The organism is Bdellovibrio sp. HM001, assembly GCF_055397275.1.
On record NZ_AP029174.1, the window covers coordinates 3,639,053 to 3,654,082 of the forward strand.

The 15,030-nt window shown below is 49.6% G+C and carries 15 protein-coding genes; 2 read left to right on the forward strand and 13 right to left on the reverse strand.

All coding sequences use genetic code 11. The features are described 5' to 3' along the window. Positions 1 to 16: 16 nt before the first annotated feature. The 3 genes from ACZ5ZZ_RS17205 to ACZ5ZZ_RS17215 all read right to left on the reverse strand — a co-directional run bounded on the left by ACZ5ZZ_RS17205 (position 17) and on the right by ACZ5ZZ_RS17215 (position 2,933). A complete protein-coding gene (locus ACZ5ZZ_RS17205) occupies positions 17 to 1,639 on the reverse strand; it encodes an NAD+ synthase (protein ID WP_464140615.1) in 1,623 nt (540 codons plus the stop codon). Continuing rightward, positions 1,636 to 1,989 carry a DUF2203 domain-containing protein gene (locus ACZ5ZZ_RS17210; RefSeq protein ID WP_464121436.1) on the reverse strand — a complete coding sequence of 118 codons (354 nt, stop codon included), beginning with the start codon at positions 1,987 to 1,989 and terminating at the stop codon, positions 1,636 to 1,638. Before ACZ5ZZ_RS17210 ends, ACZ5ZZ_RS17205 begins: the two co-directional genes overlap by 4 nt. 131 nt (positions 1,990 to 2,120) lie before the next feature. After that, the gene (locus ACZ5ZZ_RS17215; RefSeq protein WP_464140617.1) at positions 2,121 to 2,933 is read right to left on the reverse strand and encodes a hypothetical protein; all 813 of its coding nucleotides are present in this window, start codon (positions 2,931 to 2,933) and stop codon (positions 2,121 to 2,123) included. Between the two features lie 82 nt (positions 2,934 to 3,015). On the opposite strand from ACZ5ZZ_RS17215, the gene ACZ5ZZ_RS17220 reads away from it, so the two are divergent. Beyond that, positions 3,016 to 4,317: a tetratricopeptide repeat protein gene (locus ACZ5ZZ_RS17220; protein WP_464140620.1), complete on the forward strand. Its 1,302-nt coding sequence runs from the start codon at positions 3,016 to 3,018 to the stop codon at positions 4,315 to 4,317. Here the strand turns inward: ACZ5ZZ_RS17220 and rimO are convergent. The 3 genes from rimO to ACZ5ZZ_RS17235 are packed head-to-tail and all read right to left on the reverse strand — an operon-like array spanning position 4,314 to position 6,995. Then, complete coding sequence (rimO, locus tag ACZ5ZZ_RS17225; RefSeq protein WP_464119026.1) at positions 4,314 to 5,687, reverse strand: 30S ribosomal protein S12 methylthiotransferase RimO; 1,374 nt, start codon at positions 5,685 to 5,687, stop codon at positions 4,314 to 4,316. The genes ACZ5ZZ_RS17220 and rimO overlap by 4 nt on opposite strands. Next, positions 5,684 to 6,337 carry a LolA family protein gene (locus ACZ5ZZ_RS17230; protein ID WP_464119028.1) on the reverse strand — a complete coding sequence of 218 codons (654 nt, stop codon included), beginning with the start codon at positions 6,335 to 6,337 and terminating at the stop codon, positions 5,684 to 5,686. Before ACZ5ZZ_RS17230 ends, rimO begins: the two co-directional genes overlap by 4 nt. A gap of 7 nt (positions 6,338 to 6,344) precedes the next feature. Continuing rightward, positions 6,345 to 6,995 (reverse strand): ComF family protein, encoded by a 651-nt coding sequence (locus tag ACZ5ZZ_RS17235; protein ID WP_464140622.1) that lies wholly within the window; start codon positions 6,993 to 6,995, stop codon positions 6,345 to 6,347. 83 nt (positions 6,996 to 7,078) lie between these two features. Between ACZ5ZZ_RS17235 and ACZ5ZZ_RS17240 the strand changes: the two genes are divergently transcribed. After that, on the forward strand, positions 7,079 to 7,855 hold the full coding sequence (locus ACZ5ZZ_RS17240; protein WP_464140624.1) for a protein-glutamine glutaminase family protein: 777 nt from the start codon (positions 7,079 to 7,081) through the stop codon (positions 7,853 to 7,855). A 3-nt stretch (positions 7,856 to 7,858) separates the two neighbouring features. Here ACZ5ZZ_RS17240 and ACZ5ZZ_RS17245 read toward each other — a convergent pair whose 3' ends face one another. The 7 genes from ACZ5ZZ_RS17245 to ACZ5ZZ_RS17275 all read right to left on the reverse strand — a co-directional run bounded on the left by ACZ5ZZ_RS17245 (position 7,859) and on the right by ACZ5ZZ_RS17275 (position 14,918). Further along, on the reverse strand, positions 7,859 to 8,329 hold the full coding sequence (locus ACZ5ZZ_RS17245) for a 23S rRNA (pseudouridine(1915)-N(3))-methyltransferase RlmH (RefSeq protein ID WP_464140626.1): 471 nt from the start codon (positions 8,327 to 8,329) through the stop codon (positions 7,859 to 7,861). Continuing rightward, positions 8,330 to 9,358 (reverse strand): nicotinate (nicotinamide) nucleotide adenylyltransferase, encoded by a 1,029-nt coding sequence (nadD, locus tag ACZ5ZZ_RS17250; RefSeq protein WP_464140628.1) that lies wholly within the window; start codon positions 9,356 to 9,358, stop codon positions 8,330 to 8,332. Continuing rightward, positions 9,358 to 10,395, reverse strand: a complete 1,038-nt coding sequence (obgE, locus tag ACZ5ZZ_RS17255) for a GTPase ObgE (RefSeq protein ID WP_464119035.1) — start codon at positions 10,393 to 10,395, stop codon at positions 9,358 to 9,360. Before obgE ends, nadD begins: the two co-directional genes overlap by 1 nt. An 88-nt stretch (positions 10,396 to 10,483) precedes the next feature. Beyond that, positions 10,484 to 10,744: a 50S ribosomal protein L27 gene (gene rpmA / locus ACZ5ZZ_RS17260; RefSeq protein ID WP_063205653.1), complete on the reverse strand. Its 261-nt coding sequence runs from the start codon at positions 10,742 to 10,744 to the stop codon at positions 10,484 to 10,486. A gap of 29 nt (positions 10,745 to 10,773) precedes the next feature. Beyond that, positions 10,774 to 11,337 carry a 50S ribosomal protein L21 gene (gene rplU / locus ACZ5ZZ_RS17265; RefSeq protein ID WP_464132540.1) on the reverse strand — a complete coding sequence of 188 codons (564 nt, stop codon included), beginning with the start codon at positions 11,335 to 11,337 and terminating at the stop codon, positions 10,774 to 10,776. A gap of 206 nt (positions 11,338 to 11,543) precedes the next feature. Continuing rightward, positions 11,544 to 13,157 (reverse strand): hypothetical protein, encoded by a 1,614-nt coding sequence (locus ACZ5ZZ_RS17270; protein ID WP_464132541.1) that lies wholly within the window; start codon positions 13,155 to 13,157, stop codon positions 11,544 to 11,546. 243 nt (positions 13,158 to 13,400) lie between these two features. After that, positions 13,401 to 14,918 carry an Rne/Rng family ribonuclease gene (locus ACZ5ZZ_RS17275; protein WP_464119039.1) on the reverse strand — a complete coding sequence of 506 codons (1,518 nt, stop codon included), beginning with the start codon at positions 14,916 to 14,918 and terminating at the stop codon, positions 13,401 to 13,403. Positions 14,919 to 15,030 lie beyond the last annotated feature (112 nt).

The following is a 15,030-nucleotide window of genomic DNA, read 5'->3' on the forward strand; positions in this document are numbered from 1 at the left end:
GGGGCTTTGGCTTTTTTTATATCTCACGCGCTCTGTGTGCCAGTGGATAACGGCGACCACGGCCGAAGGAATGTCCTGACACCTTCAACACCGGAGGCGCCTGCCAGCGCTTGAATTCCGTTCGCATCAAGATCGGCAGAAGCCACTTGTCAGTGGCTGATTTCGCCACCCCTGATTTTTCCACCAGATAGACAACAGACTTATCCAGCTCGTCGTACTCAGGCAAAGAATCCTGATCTTTTTGATTTGGACGAAGCTCCGCCGACGGCGCGCGATCGATAATTTCCTGCGGAATCACCTCACCCTGTTGGTTGTAGTATCTTGCCAGTTGGTACACCTGCGCCTTCGTCAAATCCCCAATCGGCGCCAACCCACCGCACATATCCCCGTACAAAGTGGAATAGCCAGAGGCATATTCACTTTTGTTACTGGTCGTCAGCAACATGCTGTTTTCTTTGTTGGCCCAAGCCATCAACGTCATTCCACGCAGACGTGCCTGCAAGTTTTCATTCACCACGCTGAACCCTTGAAGATTCAAACCTTCAGTCAAACCTTTCACAGCCGAATCATACATCGCCGTGATATCGACTGTTCTAAAATCTATGCCCAGATTCTTGGCCAGATCTTTTGCCAAAGTCAGGCTTTCCGGCGCATTGAACGGTCCCGGCAGTCCCATGCCCGTCACCTGTGCCGGGCCCAGGGCATCCACAGCCAAAGCCGCCACAACCGCCGAATCAATCCCGCCACTAAGACCCAAATGCACTTTCTTCAGACCCGTCTTTTCACAGAAATCACGGATACCCAACACCAGAGCCTGGCGAAGTTCCTCCACCGGCTGAAGCTTGGCGGTTTTATGCCACACTTCCATCGTGTTGATATCAATCACGTTAATATCTTCTGTGAACTGCTGACAGGTCAGTAGCTTTTTGCCTTTCTTATCCAGCACAAAACTTGCGCCATCAAAGATGATTTCATCCTGAGCCCCCACCAGATTCACATACATGATTGGCGCATTGAAGTACGCCGCCGTCTTCTGGGTGACGTACTCCCGCTGCTTCATTTTACCCACGAAGTAAGGTGAGGCACTCAGATTGATTACCATATCAATTTTCTGCTTCTTTACCTTCGCCAGAGGATTTTCTCTGTAAGGCGAATGGCCCTTGGCATCCGGCCAAGCCCAGATGTCTTCACAGATGGTCAGGAAGAACTTTTTCCCTTTCCATTTGAAATAATTTTTCGAAAAGTCACCAGGCTCGATAAAGCGCGCTTCATCAAAAACATCGCCCGTTGGCAAAAGCTGCTTATGAAAGAACTGCGGCTTTTTACCCTTGGCAATCAAAGCGGCACTGTTGAAATAGGGGCGGCCTTTTTTCTGCGGGTTCTTGGTGATCAAACCCATGATCACGCCAATATCCTTAGGCAGTTGCTTGATAAGGTCTTTGAATTCCGCCTCCTGCTTAGCCACCAGTTGCGAACGCTCCAAAAGGTCAAACGGGTGATAACCAAACAGGGTGCACTCAGGGAACACCACAAGATCACACTTGCGTTGAACAGCCTGGTTGACGAAATCGAGGATTTTTACTTTGTTGAGCTGAAAGTCAGCTAGGACCGGATTGATTTGGGCGACTGCGATTCTCATTCAATCGTTATACGCCCAGAAAAGCCATCTTGGTAGCCATGCCAGTGATTAATTTCAACTTCTGGATACTTCCAACAATAGTAGCCTTCCCCATTGTCAAAATCAGCCATCCAAAGACCCTTGGGCTCAGCTCCCAGTTTTTCGATCTTGATCTGCCAGCGGTCAATAATGGCGTTGATATCGCTTTCAATAACGGCCACGGAAGGGTGGGATTTGTCAGAAAAAGCTTCAATACGGTTCAGGTGAAGTTTCACCTCACGTGCGGATTCTTCCGTCATACGATAGATGATAGGGAGCAGTCGGCGCGCCTCTTCCAAGCTGAACGTTTTACTGCGATTGATCTCAATCACATTTTCCAATGAATCCCCCATCAATGAACTGATGAACGGTGTATCCTTTAAACACTGGAGGGTTTCAAGAAATTAACGCCATGACAGATAACTTAAGAATTTCTATGAAGAATTTCTAAACGCAACGCAGACTATTTTTCAAAGCTCTTCGACATCTGAAGTGCCTGACCACCAATGAGCAGAACCAGAGCAATGATAATGGCCGTGATGAAGAGGATCCTTATAAAATTTCCAATGGTGAAGGGCTCTTCCTCTTTCTCGAAGGTCTGAACCACCGGTGGCTTCACAGCCAGTTTTTTAACCGGAGGTTTGATGCTTTCACCCGTGACTATCGTCGCCCGTCCCTCGCCGTTGGCCGCTTTTTCAAGCCGCTTGCGCTCCATTTCGGTCATTCCGGAAATAGCCACCGAACGCTTTTTCACACCGGAACCACTATAAGTGCCTCCATTGCTGCCTCGGAAGAAGCTGCCACTACCTCCGCCATCCAACGCAATCTCGACCACCCGGCCCTGGGCCGCTCCGCTTGCTTCCACACCGCTGGACGGGCGTCGATTGCGGTTCATGAAACGACTGCCACCGCGGGAGGCCGACCCGGCATAGGTGGACCCCGAAGACGATCCTCCCCCACTGCCCGAGCTGCTGTCACCGCCACTGGAATTCTTGGAATTTCCGTCGCCTTTGCCAGAGGAACTGCCACTTCCCGCCCCGTCGCGCGGAGGCCGACCTGCTGCCAAGGTTCCCGGCTGAAAACGGGCATTACACCCTTCATCAGCAACGGTGGTGTCCTCGCTGCCAATCGCAGGAAGCTCTCCCATTTCCAACAAACACTGAACGTATTTTCCCATGTAGTTGTCCAAAAAAGCCTGCATGGGTTTAAGAATCTGAGATGTAAGACCAATAACAATAGCCACAGTGATCACGAGTATCAGAGTGTACTCGATCACGGCCTGACCCCGATTATTGGGTAGTCCAGATGTAAATTGAGATTTCTTCACTCGCAAGAGCATTTAGGTCATAATACAACATATGCCCAATGGACTGAATTTCAATCGACTTACATTTACCGTGTTCTTGGCTTTTGTCTCATTATGGGTCACCACGCCCTCTCGGAGTTTTGCAGCCGAACCGACCAAGGACGAGTTCTCTCTTTTTGAAGAAGAGCTAAAAGAAAAATCCGCATCACCTCCGACCAGGCCTACGGCTCCGACGGTAAACTCCCCGAAAGTCGATAAACCACAAGTAGCCGCCCCCGCAGCTCCTGAAAAATCCACGGTGGAATCCCCCAAAGTGGCAGCACCGACAACACCAACGGAGCCGGTCGCAGCCACCCCCGCGACATCAGCACCGACAGGAGAAACCGCGGATCAGAAAATTGAAAGACTGAAAGCCGAGATCCGCAAAAGCCCCAAAAATGCCGGCCTGATTGTGGATCTATCTGATGAGCTTTACAAAAAAGAGGAGTACGAAAAAGTCACTCTGCTGCTCTGGAAACACATAGATAAGCTGGATCGCCGTGGTCTTTTACTGCTGGCCAAAGCGCATGAAAAGCGCAAAGAACCCAGCGAAATGATCCGGGCCCTGAATGTGTTGATCGGAAAAGACGACAAGGACTACGAAGCGCACAGTCTGATGGGCAATGCCTACGTCCTGCAAAAGAAGACCCGCGACGCGATGGAAAGCTACAAGCGCGCCATCGAGCTCAACCCCAAGTACGAACCCGCCTATGATGGACTGGTCGGTTTGTATGAAAATCGTGATGTGCCAAATCTGTATGAGCTGCGTATTCTTTTCCAGGACATGGTTCAAAGCATCGGGCCACGTCCCCAGTACCTGCGCAAACTGTGCGAGATCAACACCATGGACGGCACCTATGAACCCGCCGTTCAGTCATGCAAAGAAGCCATCCAGAAGGACCCTAAAACCGCTGATGCCTATGTCTACCTGGGCATCGCCTATAAAGAGCTGGGACAAGACGACACCGCTGCAAAAACGCTGAAGAAGGCCTCTGCCGACTTCCCCCGCTCTGAGCTGGCACAGTTCAACTATGGACGTCTGCTGGAGGATCAGAAGAACTATATCGAAGCCATGAAGGTCTATAAAGCCGGGACCGAAGCCAACGCCAAGGCGGCCCGCTCGTGGCTGGGACTGGCCACCACGTCCTTCGAGCTTCGCAAATATGACATTTCACTTTTGGCTTATAAGAACGCCTGCAAGTATGACAAAAAAAATGCCGTGGCCTTTAGAAGAGCCACGACAGTTTTAAGAAATGCCAAGAATAGTAAATGGACGGACCAGTTTGAGGTCGCCTCTGACAACTGTACTTTCTAGTTTTCAGTGACGATTTCACCGATGAGGTCGTATTCCATGTTGTCGGTGATATGCACTTTCACCATATCACCCACCTGAGCCTGCCCATCATTGATCAAAACCACACCGTCGATGTCCGGTGCTTGACCCCAGAAACGGCCCTGCAACAGCAGGTCTGTTTCTTCAGAGAAACCTTCCACGATCACATCCAAAGTTTTACCCACAAAGTCACTGTGCTTTTCGCGGGAAATGTTCTGCTGAACTTCCATCAAAGCATCGTGACGATATTGTTTTGTTTCTTCGTCGATCTGGTTTTCCATACGACCGCCCGGAGTGTTTTCTTCAGGCGAGTACTTGAAACAACCCACACGGTCGAACTGCTGTTCAGCCACAAAGCTCAACAGCTCTTCGAACTGCTCTTGAGTTTCACCCGGGAAGCCCACGATGAATTGCGTGCGGATCACCGCCTCAGGAATGTGTTCGCGGATGTTCATCAAGGCCGTTTCGATTTCATCACGGGTCATTTTGCGGTTCATGCTTTTTAGAACGGCATCATTGACGTGCTGAAGTGGCATATCAAAGTACTTAACGATCTTTTTGCTGTTCTTGATAACCTGAACCATCTCTTGAGTGATTCCATCTGGATACAAGTACATCAGACGAATCCATTGCAAGCCTTCAACCTGATCCAGAGCCTTCAAAAGCTCCACAGGACTTTCTTTGCGAGTTGGATCCTTGCGACGGATATCAAAACCATAATCAGTGAAGTCGTGACTGATGATGATCAGTTCCTTCACGCCACCAGCAACCAGCAGTCTTGCTTCTGCAACGATGGCGTCGATAGAGCGGGATTGAAGGTTTCCACGAATCAAAGGAATCGCGCAGAACGCACAACGCTTCATGCAGCCTTCAGAAATCTTCAAATAAGCACGATGCCCCGGCTGAGAGTTCACGCGCGGAGTTTCTTCCTGCTGCAGGTAAGTTGGCAGATTGAAGAAAGTCTTTTGTTTGTCGCCGCCATCAGAGTTTTTCAGAATCTTGGCGATGTTCTGGAATTCGCCGGATCCGACAAACAAATCGGCCTCTGGCAAACCTTCCACCAGTTCGTCTTTATAGCGCTGGGTTAAGCAACCCGCGACAACGACTTTTTTGATCTTTCCTTCTTGCTTCAGGTCGCTCATGTCCAGAATGCGCTGGATGGATTCTTTTTTCGAATCCTCGATGAAACCACAGGTGTTTACGATAACAGTGTCGGCGCTTTCCGCCTCGCCCACGACCTCATAGCCATCTTTCATCAAAGTGCCGGCCATGATTTCGCTGTCCACAAGATTTTTCGGGCACCCCAGAGAGATGAAGTGAACTTTTTTATTTTGAGTGGTCTCTTGTTTCATAGGTCCGTTACCTGTGCGTCTTTTGGCGGTTGATATTTGAACAGTTTTTTATTTTCTTTTTTTAGAAATTCGATTTTGCTGAAGTTCATCGTTGTCTTGTTACCGATGTCATCCAGATAAGAAACCGACTTCAGGGTGTTGTCTTTGGCGTTTACCACCAGCTTCATCGACTTCACCGTCAGGTCCTCGCCCCGCACGGGTTCGACATCAAGGTGAATCTGACTTCCGTCTTTCTTCTCGCTGACAACCTTGAAGGTTTTGGCCAGATCCTGCCCCAACAGCGAAGAGATCAGGATATGTGAGCGGGTCTTCTTATCCACCTTGCCCTTGGCCACCTGAACCGGGCCACCGAATTCTTTCGGCGGTGTCTGCACGCTCCATATCGTAGAGCCATCAAACACCAGCAGTGTTTGTTCTGGTGTTGTGTTTTCCCAGCGGAACTTGCCGCTAGCCAGATAGATTTTGCCTTCGTACTTGGTTTCTTTGCCAAGCAGTTCGGACGTCACAACCTTTTCCACACTCATTTCCACAAGTTTGGAGGCGCGATATTTTTTACCGACTTTTTGAAGGGTTCCATTACTTGCAGTCGCGGCAATCGACACCCAAGAGAAAAGGACAGTGAATAGCAGAGCTAAAGAGTTTCTAAGCATCCGGGTTTTATAGCAGATCCGTGGACGCTCCGCAAGAGAGGCTCCTCTCTGCCAAGACCCAAACCTCAAAGTGAGGAGGCCTTCCAAGCGCCAGCTCCGCCGCACGCGCTGTAGCGCCTGTTGTGACGATATCATCGACGAAAATCCAAAGGACCTCTGACCAGTCCTCAGGCATGACTGTATTTTTTTCAATCAGCTCCATCTCAATCAAGGCCCGGTCACCCCGGGTGCCTCCCCTTTGAGACTTCTGTGAAACTTTTCTAAGACAAGGGCAGAATTCCGCCCCGCAATGCTCAGCCAGAGCCTGGGCAAAAAGAAAGGCATGGTCCCGCCCACCCGTCTTGGACGGCGCGGGCACCAGACGCAAACGGCGGCCCGTCGGAAGTGTTGGGATGTACTTCTGCGCGAAGGCGGCAGCATAGAAATTCCAGGCTTGCTGAGATCCCGCCCCTTTCAGACTTAAGATCAAGCCGGACAACAGATCACTTTCTCCCGGCGTCCAGCGAAACAGAGATTTCCAGCGCCTGGTGGTCTGAATTCCCTCCAGAACCCTATAGGTCAGCAGAGTTTGTTGGCAAGGATCACAAAGCAGCCCCGGCAGTGCCTGTAATGATCCGCAATGCAGACAGACAGCAAACCGGGATCTCATTAATTCCATCAGATTTCTCATGCTTCTGCGTCACTGCAAATTCTTTGACAGCCCATTTCCTCAAGCCTAGAAACATAGCAAGTGAGGGGAATATGAAATCGCTTTTCATCTTGTTGGTGGCTCTGACAGCGTCCGCAACATCTCTGGCAGGTCTTTCACCTGTTCGGCATTCCGATGAAACCTATGAGGCGGCCAGCAAACGCAGTCGCCGGAATCACGCTTACGACGCTTCTCAGGACTTCCTGGGGCGTACGACTCCCGAAAAAGCCAAAAAACCATTGGCTGAACTGAATCTTCAGGACATTCCGGATGTCGGCTCTTACGCGGATTTGGAGCGCGAGTTCAAGTATGTTCGTGACACACGCTTTATCACCGACGTCACTCCCTTTGCACGTCGACTGACCTGGCTGTATCCGGATGATGGCTGTTACGCCCGTGCGGAGATGGCCTCCATTGCTTTGGTGGATCACAACTTCCCCGCTCCGAAGAAGATTTTCGTGTTTGGCAGTCTGAAAGCACTGACGAAAAATTCCCCGTATGGATCCGTTCAGTGGTGGTACCACGTGGCTGTGACCTATCGTGTGGGTGCCGAGGCGTATGTGTTTGATCCATCCATTGAGCCGACAAGACCTTTGACTCTGAAAGAGTGGAACAAATCCGTTGGTGGCGAGGGTGCTTACGTGAAGTACGCGATCTGCTCGAATAAAGCTTATGACCCGGGCTCGGACTGCATGGCTTCTCGCGGTTTGCCGGTGGAGGAAGCTATCAGCGAACAGAAGGGCTTCTTAAGTCCGGAATGGTCTCGCCTGCTGGAGCTGCACAGAAATCCTGAAAAGGAACTTGGCAACGAGCCACCTTGGCAGAACTAGCTCTTAAATATTGTGATACGGAATTTTTTTGATGATCGTAAAGGCCCGGTAGATTTGCTCTAAGCTCATTGCCTGGGCCATCAGGTGATTCATCACCATGGGCGACAACGCCACCTTCAGGTCCGCTCTTCTGCGAACTTCTTCATTCACCCCGAAAGCTCCGCCAATAATAAATATAGCGCGCTTCTTCGAGCTCCCCAGGATGTTTTCCACTTTTTTTGAAAATTGAATCGAGTCCAGGACCGAGCCGCGCTCGTCAAAGAGCACGACATAGTCATCGCTGTTGATATTCTTAAGAATTAATTCGGATTCTTCGTTGCGTTTGAAGTCCGCATCTTCGCGTGCGGACTTCTTCGCTTTCAAGGACTGAATATCAAAGGGAACAAAGAAGGAAATCTTCTTCTTGTACAACTCGCTGACCTCGTCTGCCCAGGCTTCCTTGGCCGTGGCGAGATTGTACAGAATGAACTTCATCTATTGAGCACCCTTGCCGACGTATGGATCCTTCAAACCCATGTCTTTGCCTTCTCTCCACAGGTTTTCCAGATTGTATTCCTGGCGAACGAAATCGTAGAATACGTGGATGATCAATGAACCGTAGTCCACCAGCACCCAACGACCCTCATCCACACCTTCGATGCTTTGTGGATGAACATTGTATTCCTCTTTTACCGCCGTCACGATGTTTTCTGCCATCGCAGCCGCGTGACGAGTGGAGGTACCAGAAGCAATCAGTGTGTATTCACTCGGAGCTGACATCTGAGTCAGGTCAAAGCCACGGACGTTGATACCTTTTTTGGCAAACAGAACATCAGCGCAGAACGCAGTGAACTTCTGGTAGTCACCGATACGGTCGCCCAGGTTTCTGTATAGCTTGTGTTCCTTGATGTAGGATTCAACCGCCAATGGCAGATACTTTTCCACAGGCTTTCCGGAGCGAAGCCATTTGCGAACTTCGCTGGAGGAAACTTCCACATCACGCAAAGTGATGAACTGAATATTGCGGCCGGTGTTGAGCTCGATAAAGTTGAAGTCAAATTCCGCCACCAATGGTTTCAGGAATCCTGGCATTTCTTCCAGAGATTCAGGAATGTCATAACCCGGACGAGTTGTGACAATCAGATTCGCTTCGGTCAGAATCTTTTGATAGTCCTTCCACTGCGCCAGTTCTTCGAACTTATCCGCACCAACCACCAAGTAAAGATCATTGGCATCGTACTGTTTGCGCAGATTCAAGACTGTATCGATCGTGTAGCTCATGCCACCACGATTGATTTCCTGATCGTCTACAAAATAAGTGTCACCGTATTGAGAGAACGCCAGACGCGTCAGCTCTACACGTTGTTCTGGAGTAGGTCCTTCCACCGGAGTTTTCAGAGGATTCTGAGCGGCCGGAACGATATGAACTTTACCCAAGCCCGCTTTTTTAGCCACTGTTTGAATGGCGTTGATATGACCCATGTGTGGAGGATTGAAACTGCCCCCGAAAATACCTATTTTCATTACTGTTCCTCTTTATTATCTTCCAAAATCTGACGAGCCAGTTCCTGTACGAACTCTTTAATATTTTTTCCAGTCACAGCCGAAATCGCATAAGGCTCAGAACCTGAGGCCTCTTTGAACTTCTTCTTCAACTTCGCCAGTTCATTTTCACTCAAGGTGTCGATTTTGTTCAGAACAACAAACTGTGGACGCGTGGAAAGAGGGAAGAAACCCTCTTTGTCCTTGTTGTTTTCATCATACATCTTAAGTTCATTGTTAATATCCGCATAATCCTCAAGAGGATCACGTCCCGACATCCCTGAAGCATCAATCAGGTGGATGAACAAACGCGTGCGTTCAATGTGTTTCAAAAACTGAATGCCAAGACCCACGCCGGCGTGAGCGCCCTTCACCAGACCCGGGATGTCCGCAACCACAAACGTGGAATAATCCCCCGCCTTAACCACACCCAAGTTGGGCGTCAGTGTTGTAAACGGATAGTCTGCGATCTTTGGTTTCGCCGCCGAGATGCGAGAGATCAAAGTGGATTTACCCGCATTCGGGAAGCCCACAATTCCAACGTCAGCAATCAGCTTCAGTTCAAGTTTAACCTCAACCTCTTCGCCGTCTTCGCCTGGCTGTGCATAATCAGGTGCCTGATTGACGCTGGTTTTGAAGAACTCATTTCCTTTTCCACCGCGACCACCTTTAAGCAGAACATGCTCATCGATGTCGGTCATATCGACGATGATTTCACCGTCCATATTGCGGAAGATCGTCCCCTTGGGAACAATCATAACCAGATCTTCTCCGTCGTGACCCGCTTTTTGACGGCCCATTCCCATGTGACCGTTTTGAGCTGCGTATCTTTTGTTGGAACGAATATCGACCAAAGAGTTGATGTGGCGAGATGTGCGAATAATAACATCGCCGCCTTTGCCACCATCACCACCATCCGGACCGCCACGAGGCAAACCGGATTCACGGCGAAAACTGACACACCCCGGACCGCCACGGCCCGAAGCTAAGGTAATTCTAACTTCATCGATGAATTTCATAAGTGACCGTTTATACAACAAAAAAGGAGCCATGGAATGGCTCCTCTTCGCATTTTGAAAAAATGTATCGGTACTATCTTACTACTGATTAAACAGCTTTAGGATATACGCTAATTTTGAAACGCTCTTTAGAGAAACGCTCAAACTTAACAAGACCTTCGATTACAGAATAAATCGTGTAGTCGCGACCCATTTTTACGTTGTTACCAAGATGGAATTTAGTTCCACGCTGACGAACGATGATAGTCCCTGGAAGAACTTTCTCGCCACCGAATCTTTTTACGCCCAGTCGTTTACTCTGTGAATCACGACCGTTCTTTGTACTACCACCGGCCTTCTTACTTGCCATGACGAACCTCTCTTACGAAATAAAATTAATTATGCTTTCTTAGAAGTTTTTTTAGCGACTTTTTTCTTCGCGCCAGCTTTAGTCGCTTTTTTAACAGTCTTTTTAACTGCTTTCTTAGCAACTTTCTTCTTCGCTACTTTTTTAGCCGCTTTTTTAACAACTTCTGCAGTCCCTTTGTTCGCTGCGCGCTCTTTACGAGCTGCTACGCGAGCTTGTGCTTTTTCTGCACGAACTGCTTTCACGTCTACTACTTTAGCTGCTTCGTCAGTTTTAGCTGTTTTTCCATCGAAGGAAATAGCCTTAACAAATAGTTCAGTGAACTCTTGTTTGTGAGTTGCGAACTTTCTGTAACCTTGACGACGCTTCTTTTTGAAGACGATCTCTTTTCTTGTCTTAGCTTGTTTAGTAACAACAACAGTTACTTTCGCACCTTTAACAAGAGGTTGACCAACAGCAGTGGACTCACCACCAACCATCAAAACTTCGTTGATTTCAAACTCTGCACCAAGTGCTTGTTCAAGTTTATCAACCTGAACTACGTCACCAGCTTGAACTTTATATTGTTTCCCGCCAGTACGAATAATCGCGTACATGTAAACCTCCAGCTACCCGAATTAAGCCAATGGTAAATGCCACTTCGCACTAGGCTTTGTCAACCTAATACATGCTATTTTTTTCAGCTTTTTACGAGAGAAAGAGAGGTTAGCTTTAACCCCCCTCAAAAGCAAATATTTTTGGAAAAAGTTGGCAAAGTCTAGTCGGCAGATAAAAGCCCATATTTTCAGCAGGTTAGCCGAAATCACGGCTTTAAAAGTTCCCGCTTCCAGGCATCGCCCAGTTGAAAACTCTTATTATTAGTGACGGCTTCGATCAACTTTCGATGGTCCTGATAGTTCTTTTGAGCTGATTTACTGCCCGGATTCTTGGAAGCGATCACCCGCAGCTCGTTCTTTTCCCGGTTGAGGGCCTCAAAGATGTTCTGCGCCCTCACGTCACTGCGAGCTGTCGCCTGTTCCGTTTTAATGAAGTATTCCGCTGCCTTATCATATCTCTCCGCCGCGGCATTAAGCTTGGCTCCCACCCAATAATCCCGGGAAGACTTGGCCGCCTTGGGGTCTGCAATAAACACCTCATAAGAGTCAGACGCTTTGCGGTAACTTGCTGTAGATTCTGAGATATTTCCAGACACGCGGAGCTTATCGGCCTCCAGGCGGGCTTTATTGGCAAAGTCTCTGGCGGCTTTGGTATCTGACAGGCTTCCGGCCAATCCCTGGCGAAGCAGGGCCTCGCGTTCGGTGGCGTTAAATCCAGCTTGTTGCAGGATCCGGGTCTTTTCCGCAATGTCGGCCTTTGAATAGGTTCCATACCCGCGCCCGGTCCCGGCCGCCACCTCATGGGCCTTGATCAGGGCCTTTTCCTGCTGCTCCGTGAGCTTTCGGCCTAGTGACTTTTCAGCCGCCAGCACACGCTCACTATTAGAAAGCTTCGCGGCTTTTGCCAGATCCGCCGCCGACGCCACAGTTCGTGTTGCCACGGCGGCCTTTTCTGCATCGGCACTGACTCCGGCAATTTTCATAATGTTCCGAGCCTTCGCAGCTTTCAGCGCAGCCCCCGCGGGCCCCCCGGCGAAGGACGCGACCTCTGCGATGGCTTCACAAACCATGGCAGCAGCTTCTTTAGAGTTATAACAATCAAGCTGAATGCCCATTTCTTTCAAGCGAGCCTTGGCCATGCCCACCAGATCCATCTTTTGTGACTTCGGCGCATTTCCCTGAACCCAGTCCATGTATTCTTTTTCTTCCGCAGTGAAGTTGGGGGCTTTCAAGGATCGTTTGCGGGTAATAGCTGTCAGAGCCTCGTTCTTCTTACTCACAGACTGCAGATGCAAGATCCCCTTCACGGTCGCGCAATTGGCCTTCTGAAGAACATCTGCTTTGGGCATGGGAACCTGAAGGATCTTGGGGACTGAGCCGTTATATTGCTTAAAGAGATTCACCTTCCCCTGAGGGTCGGCCTCACAAGCGGCATTAGCCGCCTTTTCCGCTTCCATATCCATGACGATCTTCGCAGCACCTTCGCCGATGGCTGTGCCAACCGCAACAAAGCTGTCTTTAACAAAGGACCATCCCCCCGTTGCGCATCCCGAGGTGTAATCCCAGGACGCCTCAAAGGCGCGCGACAAGGAACTTTGCTTGGCGCACTTCAGAGCTTTTTCCTCAGGCTTTTCCCCATTGGCGCGCATCTTGGCAAACAAAGCCTGACACTCCTTCGACTGCAGCGTCTGCATACAAGTGTTGCGGGAAACATCCGCCAAAGCTTTCACCTGATAAGGATTCCCACCGCAGAAAAGCGGTTCTGCCTGCACAACCAACGAAAATAGAATGCCAAATAGAAAACCCAACAGATGTTTCATGCTGAATCTATCGGAACACCCAAGACCCGACTAAACCAACCAAAGTCCAGCAGCCCCATTTTCTTCCAAAAATTCAGCCGTCATCCAAGCGATCCAACAAAGCACCAAGAAAAAGCAAACTTAAAGGCGGGTCAAAAGGGGCCCGACAAGAATAGCAGGAAGCTATTCTTGGGCGTCAGCCCGAAGGGCAAGGGCAGGAGCCCGCAGCACAACGCAGTCGATGGGGCCCTTTTCACCCGCCGTTTAGACGAAGAAGATTTCGTATTGTTCTAGGTGATAATTCGGTTCGATCTTGAAAGCAACGGAACGGCCGAGCTTCTTCTCAATACCTTCCAGTGTTTCGCCTTCAACTTCATAGATCCAATCCACGACTTCGCTATGGCAGTGAATCACCACGTTGGTCTTTTTATTGATCAGCATGTCAGCGTCACGCTCCAGCTCGCGGAAGATCTCGTTGGCCACCGTGGACTTGCGTTTGATATAGCCTTTTCCATCACAGTAAGAGCACGGCTCACACAAGGTTTTGATCAGACTTGGGCGAATGCGCTTGCGGGTCATCTCCACCAGTCCCAACTGGGACATGGAAACGATATTTGTGCGAGCGCGGTCTTTTTGCAGTTCTTCAGCCAGGGCCTCCAGAACCTTTTCGCGATGGGATTCTTTTTCCATATCGATGAAGTCGATGATGATGATCCCGCCGCAGTTGCGGATGCGCAACTGGTGTGCGGTCTCGCGAACCGCTTCCAGATTGGTTTTTAAGATCGTGTCTTCCAGGTCTTTTTTGCCGACGAATTTTCCGGTGTTCACATCAATCACAACCAAAGCTTCGGCCTCATCTATGACGATATAACCGCCGGACTTCAGCCAGATCTTTCTTTCCATCGAACGGGAAATCTCGATATCAATGTCGTACAAATCAAACAGCGGCTTTTTCTCTTCATAAAGGACGATGTTTTGTTTGTATTTTGGCATGAATTGGGACACGAACTTCACAACTTTTTTGTGAATCTCGACATCATCCACCCACACGCTGGTGACATCTTCACTCATTAGATCCCGAAGGGCACGCAGTTCCACATCCAGCTCTGTGTGCAAGGCCCCGGGTTGCTTTTTCTTTTCGTACATCTTGAAGATTTCTTTGCTCATACGATCGAGATACTCGATGTCGGCCTTCAACATTTCCTCGGAGGCGCCATCACCCGCAGTACGCACAATCACGCCACCGGATGGATTGATCTTCTGCACCAGTTTTCTTAGGCGCTCGCGCTCCCCTTCATCCTCAATACGTCGGGAAATCCCCAAGTGGCGCACGGTGGGCAAAAAGACCACGAAGCGGCCTGGCAGCGATAGATGTGTCGTTAAACGCGCGCCTTTGGTGCCCAGCGGATCTTTAGAGACCTGAACCAAAATGCTCTGGCCTTCCTTCACCAGCTCTTGAATGGGCGTTTTATTAGTGTGAGTCAGCGGCTTGTCATCGTCCCCCTCATCCAGGGGCTCTTCCCGGTCCACCGCAGAAAGGAAGTTGTCGTCCACGTCTTCGCGGATGTCGCCCACATACAGGAATGCCGCTTTTTCCAGACCAATATCCACAAAGGCGGCCTGCATGCCCGGAAGAACACGGATCACGGTGCCGCGATGGATAGACCCGACCAATGTAGGGGATGTTTTTCTTTCGATCTTCAAATCAGACAGAATTCCCGCATCGACATAGGCGACTCTGGTTTCTTGGGGGCGAACATTGATCAGAATTTCAGCGGACACAGTGGCTCCTTTACCCGAGAACAGGGCCTGGTCTTAGTTCAATAGTCCAGAAACAAGACCGTTAGCAAATAATATTTAATATTGAAACATATCTGACCGAAAAGATCACTGA